Source organism: Streptomyces sp. NPDC054841 (assembly GCF_053611045.1).
Genome location: NZ_JBSGZO010000471.1, coordinates 1 through 6,392, shown reverse-complemented (window position 1 = coordinate 6,392; position 6,392 = coordinate 1). Strand labels below are relative to the sequence as shown.

The 6,392-nt window shown below is 70.5% G+C and carries 4 protein-coding genes and 3 pseudogenes; 6 read left to right on the top strand and 1 reads right to left on the bottom strand.

Annotated elements, in window-relative coordinates; translation table 11 throughout:
- Positions 1–89 precede the first annotated feature (89 nt).
- The 6 genes and pseudogenes from ACWGI8_RS36890 to ACWGI8_RS36865 all read left to right on the top strand — a co-directional run.
- Positions 90–487 (top strand): annotated as a pseudogene (locus ACWGI8_RS36890) (hypothetical protein); the annotation flags it as partial.
- A gap of 35 nt (positions 488–522) precedes the next feature.
- Positions 523–2,064 (top strand): FAD-dependent monooxygenase, encoded by a 1,542-nt coding sequence (locus ACWGI8_RS36885; protein ID WP_453667800.1) that lies wholly within the window; start codon positions 523–525, stop codon positions 2,062–2,064.
- Between the two features lie 19 nt (positions 2,065–2,083).
- Positions 2,084–2,302, top strand: a pseudogene (locus ACWGI8_RS36880) (GNAT family N-acetyltransferase); the annotation flags it as partial.
- Positions 2,277–3,053: pseudogene (locus tag ACWGI8_RS36875) on the top strand (DPP IV N-terminal domain-containing protein); the annotation flags it as partial. The pseudogenes ACWGI8_RS36880 and ACWGI8_RS36875, both read left to right, overlap by 26 nt.
- Positions 2,963–4,399, top strand: a complete 1,437-nt coding sequence (locus ACWGI8_RS36870; RefSeq protein ID WP_453667799.1) for a prolyl oligopeptidase family serine peptidase — start codon at positions 2,963–2,965, stop codon at positions 4,397–4,399. The pseudogene ACWGI8_RS36875 and the gene ACWGI8_RS36870, both read left to right, overlap by 91 nt.
- A gap of 663 nt (positions 4,400–5,062) precedes the next feature.
- Entirely contained in the window at positions 5,063–6,166 is a 1,104-nt protein-coding gene (locus ACWGI8_RS36865) for an abortive infection protein (protein WP_453667798.1), read from the top strand.
- Positions 6,167–6,282: 116 nt separating this feature from the next.
- On the opposite strand, the gene ACWGI8_RS36860 is transcribed toward ACWGI8_RS36865, so the two are convergent.
- Positions 6,283–6,392: hypothetical protein (locus tag ACWGI8_RS36860; RefSeq protein WP_453667801.1), on the bottom strand; the 110-nt coding region annotated here is incomplete at its 5' end.

Genomic DNA, 6,392 nt, shown 5'->3' with positions numbered 1-6,392 from the left:
ATACTGGGCGTATTCGGGCGATCCGACAACGCAGCGAGGTGCCGTAGCTGTCGTCGTGCGCCCGCCGGGGATTACGGGACAGCCCTTAGGCCCTGCTGGAGGGCCTGATCGCGGAAGCCGCGAAGCGAGGCATGGTGGACCTGTCCCTGGTCGGCATCGACTCCACCACCGCGCGTGCCCACCACGACGCTGCCGGGACGCACCTGAGCGAGGACGTGCTCGTCGCCCTGGAGAAGGCTGCCGCCGAGGAGGAGAAGGCCAGGTCAAAGGGGCGGCCTCGACAAACAAGACGGGCAGGGAGTCGAAGCAGACTCCGAGCGGGAGGAGCGACGACGCATCCGGCGTCGCCGAAAGCTCCGACTGAAGGCCGCCCTCCTGGGACGCTCCCGGGGCGGACAGACCAGCAGGATCCACCTTGCCCGGGGAAGACGGTTGCCGGCCGCTGGCGCTGCTGGTCACACCTGGCCAGTGGGGTGACAGCCCGCAGAACGCGCTCAACAACTACGTAAGGAATGGCTTGTGATGGACGCCGATGTGATCGTCGTGGGCGCCGGTCCGACCGGTTTGATGCTGGCCACCGAGCTGTGCCTGGCCGGAGTACGGCCGCTGGTGCTGGAACGGCAGCCGCAGCCCCGGGACACGCCGAAGGCCAACGGCATAGGCGGGCAGATCCTGCAGCTGCTGCACTACCGAGGCCTGCTGGAGCGATTCCAAGCAGCCAGTACCAGCCCCCACCCGGCCCCGATATTCCCGTTCGGCGGCTTGCACCTGGACTTCACCCAACTCGCGGACTCCCCACTCCACGCGCTGCAACTGCCCCAGCCTCGGCTGGAGCGTCTGCTGACCGAGCGGGCCACCGAGCTCGGCGCCGACATCCGACGCGGCTGCGAGGTGGTGGGCCTCAGTCAGGACGACGACATCGTGACCGCGGAGGTCTGCGGCCCCGACGGGACGTACCAGGTGACCGCCCGCTACGTCGTGGGCTGCGATGGCGCGCACAGCCGGGTCCGTGACATGGCCGGCATCGGATTCCCTGGCACCACCTACCCGGATGTAAACCGGCTGGGACAGGTCAAAATGCACGAGTCGCTGACCCGGCTCGACAACGGCGACTTGGACGTCGCGGGGCTGGGGGTGATCGCTGCCGGTTACACGCGAACGGACGGCGGCGTGTTCGCCTTCGGATGGCTGACCGACGACATCATGCTCGTCTCCACCGTCGAAGACGAGCCCGAAGTATTTGACGACGGCACGCCGATGACCCTTGCCGAACTGCAGGGCAGCATCCGCCACGTGCTCGGAGCGGATGTGCCCCTGGGCGAGCCGCTTCGTCTGTCACGCTTCATCTTCCAGGCCCGGCAGGCAGAGCGATACCGCGCTGGACGGATCCTGCTGGCAGGGGATGCGGCTCATCTCTTCCCCGCCACGGGCGCGGCGCTGAATGCCGGCCTGCTCGACACGGTCAATCTCGCCTGGAAGCTGGCCGCCGCCATCCACGGTCGGGCGACGGACGGTCTGCTGGACACCTACCACGACGAACGCCACTTCGCCGGCGCACGCACCCTGCTGCAGACCCACGCCCAGGCGGCACTGCGGCGCGGGCAGGGCGCTGCCGCCGAAGCGCTGCGGGACGTTTTCCGGGAGCTGCTCCTCGACGAGCCGGCGCTGCGCCGGATGGGAGCCCTGGTGGCCGGCGCCGACATCCGCTACCCGATGCCCGGCTCCGACCGAGACACGCTGACCGGCACATTCGTACTCGACCTCACGCTCCATACCGACCAGGGCACCACCAGCATCGCGGAACTCATGCACGCCGCACGGCCCGTCCTGCTCGATCTGGCCGACCGTCCGGAACTCCGCGAGATCGCCCGAGAGTGGGAGCACCTCGTCGACATTCGCATGGCCAAGACCGATGGCCCGCCTGCCGACGCGCTGCTGATTCGCCCGGACGCCCACGTCGCCTGGGCCGCCACGCTCGCCGAACCCGCCGACACCGCCGCGCCCGCGCTGCGAGAAGCGCTCTGCCACTGGTTCGGCACAGGACCACGGCAGGACCAGTCCTAGTGCTGCTCTGCGGAAGTTCATGACACCATCCCCTCTCGACGATGGAGACACCTTGGCCATTCGCATCACTGCGCTGACCGACCCCGATGTCAGCCCGTCCGGCTACCGCCTGGCGTGGCTGGCATCCGACACCGACGGAATCCCCGTCGGGTCGGTGTTCCTGCGACTTTTCACCAGGACCGGACAGGAGCACCTTGCCGAATTGGACCTCCATGTCCATCCGGCCGAGCGGCGCAACCGCACCGGCTCCCGGCTCCTGGACGCGGCCATCGCCGCCGCACGCCACCTCGGCGTCCGGGCAGCAGGTCGACCCGCAGGCCCTGCCGTTCACGGCCATCGAACTGGTCGGGGACGCCGTGGAGTTCGTCGCGTTCGACGCGTACTGGCGCTGCCGCCTGGACGACTACACCTGCGAGCACGCCGAGTTCACGCCGCCGGGCCACCCGCTGGACGTGCCGTCGCCCGACAAGAAGGTCGCGGTGTCCCAGCGGGGGCACGACCTGTGGGCGGTCTCGGCGTCCGACGGCCGCGAGTGGGCATTGACCACCGACGGCGAAGCCTCCTACGCGTACGGCACCAGCCCGGAGTGCCTCGGCAACGGCACCCTGCTGCGCAAGTTCGGCGTGCCGTACCTGCCGCCGGCGGTGGCCTGGTCCCCCGACTCGACGAAGGTGCTGACGCACCGGACCGATGAGCGCGGTGTCCGGCAGACCCACCTGCTGGAGGCCAGGCCCGCCGACGGTGGCGCGCCCCTCCTGCACACCCAGCGGTACGCCTACGCCGGGGACGAGAGCATGCCGCAGGCCGAGCTGGTCGTGCTGGACGTCGCCGCGGGCACGGTGATCCACGCGCAGGCCGAGCCGCTGCTCACGCCGATGCTGTCGCCGGTCATGGGCAAGTGGGCGTGGTGGGCCGCGGACGGCTCGGCGGTGTACTACCTCGCCCAGTCCCGCGACAGGCACGCGCTCTCGCTGCACCGCCTCGACCCGGCAACCGGCGAGGTCATCACTGTGCTCGGCGAAACCGGGGCCACCCGGGTGGAGCCCAACCAGTGGATGTACGAGCCGCCGATCGTACGGTGCTGGCCGACGAGGTGCTGTGGTACTCGCAGCGGGACGGCTGGGGCCACCTGTACCGGTACGACCTGCGCACCGGCGCGCTGCTCGGGCAGGTCACCTCCGGGCAGTGGGCGGTGCGGAAGATCCTGCACGTCGACGAGGCCGAGCGGGTGGTGTACTTCACCGCCTCCGGGCTGGTCGCAGAGGACCCGTACCGGTGCACGGTGTGCCGGGTCGGCCTGGACGGCTCCGGCTTCGCCAAGGTCACCGACGACGAGCTGGACCACGTCGTCACCCTGCCGGACACCATGGAGTACTTCATCGACTCTGCGTCCACCGTCGACACCCCGCCGGTGACCCGCGTCCGTGACTGGGCCGGGCGGGTGCTGGTCGAGCTGGAGCGCGCCGACATCAGCAAGCTCACTGCCACCGGCTGGACGCCGCCGGAACGCTTCCGCGTCAAGGCGGCCGACGGGGTGACGGACATTTACGGGGTGCTGTACCACCCGCGCGGGTTCGACCCCGCCCGGCGCTACGCGGTGGTGGACAACATCTACCCCGGCCCGCAGACCAACCGGGTCGACCCGGGCTTCGGCCTCGGCGGCATGGGCCTCGACGCGGAACCCCTGGCGGCGCTCGGCTTCGTGGTGGTCGCGGTGGACGGGCGCGGCACCCCGGGCCGGAGCAAGGCCTTCCACGACGCCTCCTACGGCCACCTGGCCGACGCGGGCTGCCTGGCCGACCACGTCGCCGCGCTGCGCCAGCTGGCAGAGACCCGGCCGTGGATGGACCTGGACCGGGTGGGCGCGTTCGGCCACTCCGGCGGCGGGTTCGCCACCGTGCGGGCGATGCTGGACTTCCCCGAGGTGTACAAGGCCGGCGTGGCCCTCTCCGGCTCGCACGAGGCCCGCTCCTTCAGCCTGGACTTCGTGGAGGCCTACGACGGCGCGGACAATCCGAAGGCCTGGGCCCGGGCCTCCAACGTGGACCTCGCGGACCGGCTGGCGGGCAAGCTGCTGCTCGTCCACGGCGAGATGGACGACCGGGTCCACCCGGACCACACCCTGCGTCTGGCCGACCGGCTCATCGCCGCCGACAAGGACTTCGAGCTGCTCATCGTGCCGGGCGCCGAGCACACGTTCATCGACTGCCTGGCCTACGTCCGCAAGCGCGGCTGGGACTTCCTGGTGCGCGAGCTGATGGGCATGCAGCCACCCGCCTACCGCCCCGCCCCCATCACCATCGACCCCGCGTTGCTCGGCGAACTCTTCGCCTGAGTGCGACCACGCCGACGCTCCAGGACCGGTAGGCCGTCTTGCGGCCTACCGGTGCCTACCGCCCCGTCTCGCGGTGCAATGCACCGCACTGTGTCGCAGGCAGCCGCCCACGCGAGCAGCGGTGTCGGCGTGCCGACGGACGCGCGAAGATCACGATCGGTACGAGCCCTGCAGATCACCGCGCATCGCCCGGCGCGGCACTGATACACGGCTCCAGGCTGGGCGTATACCGGTGGGTCGTCGAAGGCAAGTTCGCGCTGCTCCTGGCCCTGTCCGGTGGATCAGGCCGGACGAGCGAGCGCCCGCCGCGAAGCGGCTGCTGAGCCGAGGTCCTGCGTGATGGACGATTTTCGGTCACGCATCTATACCGGCGGCTGGATCAGGTGCATCCTGTGCGCACGCCGCCCGCCGCGAGTCGGGCGGGGGCCACCTCCGTCCCTCCCGGCCTCCCCACGGGAGGGCGGACGCCTGCCAACACTCCGTTCCACTGGTGCGCGCGGGCCGCGCCACGGTCCGCACTCCAGGTGAGGCCACCACCCGGGCCCGCGCCTTGTTGCCTCCTCCGCGCTCGCGCCGAAGGTCGAACGCGGCAGCGACTTTGGTCGACTGGTGCGAGCCCTTCGTCCGACGCGCTGCCGACCGCACTCCGCACAGGCTGACGGTATGACACCAGCACCGATCGCCCGCCGGACCCTGCTCGCGGGCACCGCGGCCCTGGCCACCGCCTGCGCCGCCGACAACGCGCGTGGCCGTAAGACGTCCACCGACGCGGCGGCGTCGCCGCGGACCGCCGGATCGCTCACCTACAAGGGCGTCAACTTCGATACGGACCGGGAGGTCTGGCGGACGGAGTACGTCCGCCGGGAGATCGCGGCCATCAAGGAGCAGCTGCACTGCAACGCGATCCTGCTGCTCGGCCACGACCTCGACCGGCTGACGGAGGCCGCATCGATCGCGGCCGCGCAAGGCCTGTTCGTCTGGTTCGAGCCGCGGCAGTTCGACAAGGACGCGGAGCAGACCCTCGCCTTCCTCGGCTCGGTGGCGCGCGCCGCCGAGCGGCTGCGCACCGGACACCCCGGCGTGGGCATCGCGGTCGGCACCGAGCTGACCATCTTCATGTCCGGCCTGGTGCGGGGCAAGGACTACAACGAGCGCGGCCAGGCGCTGCGGCGCCCCGAGTCGGCCGGCTACCAGGAGCGGCTGAACGCCTTTCTGGACCGGGCACTGACGACCGTACGGCCACTGTTCCAGGGGCGGGTCACGTACAGCTCCGGGGAGTGGGAGGAGGTCGACTGGCACGGCTTCGATGTCGTGGGCGCCAACCTGTACCGGACCGCGGAGAACAAGGCCACCTACACCAGGAAGGTGCGCGCCCTTCACCGGCACGGCAAGCCCGTCGTCGTCACCGAGTTCGGCTGCTGCACCTTCACGGGGGCCAAGGAGCAGGGCGGCATGGGCTTCATGGCGGTGGACTGGGAGCGGGAACCGGCGGTGGTCAAGGACGGCTATGTGCGTAACGAACAGGAACAGGCCGACGAAATAGGCGAACTGCTGGACCTCTACGCGGCCGAGAGGGTGCACGGCGCGTTCGTCTACAACTTCATCGCCCCCGACTCGCCCTACTCCCCGCAGCGCCGCCACGACCTGGACATCGCCAGCTTCGCGCTGGCCAAGACCTTCCCCACCGGGACGCGGCGCGGCTACGCGGAGACCGGGCAGTGGGATCCCAAGCGGTCCTTCCATACGGTGGCGCGCCGGTTCCGGTGACACGTGCCGCTACCGGTGCCACGGGAGCCACCGGTCCCCGAGGAGCCGGGTCCAGGACGTGCCGGCACGGGAGCACCGGCTCGCGGCGGGGCGTCACCTGATCCACCGGACAGGTCCTAATCCTCCCGGGTCGCGTCGCGGAGGTCGACGATCCGCTTGATCTTGCCCACCGAGCGTTCCAGGGTCTCCGGGTCGACCACCTCCACCGCCACCGAAACCCCGATCC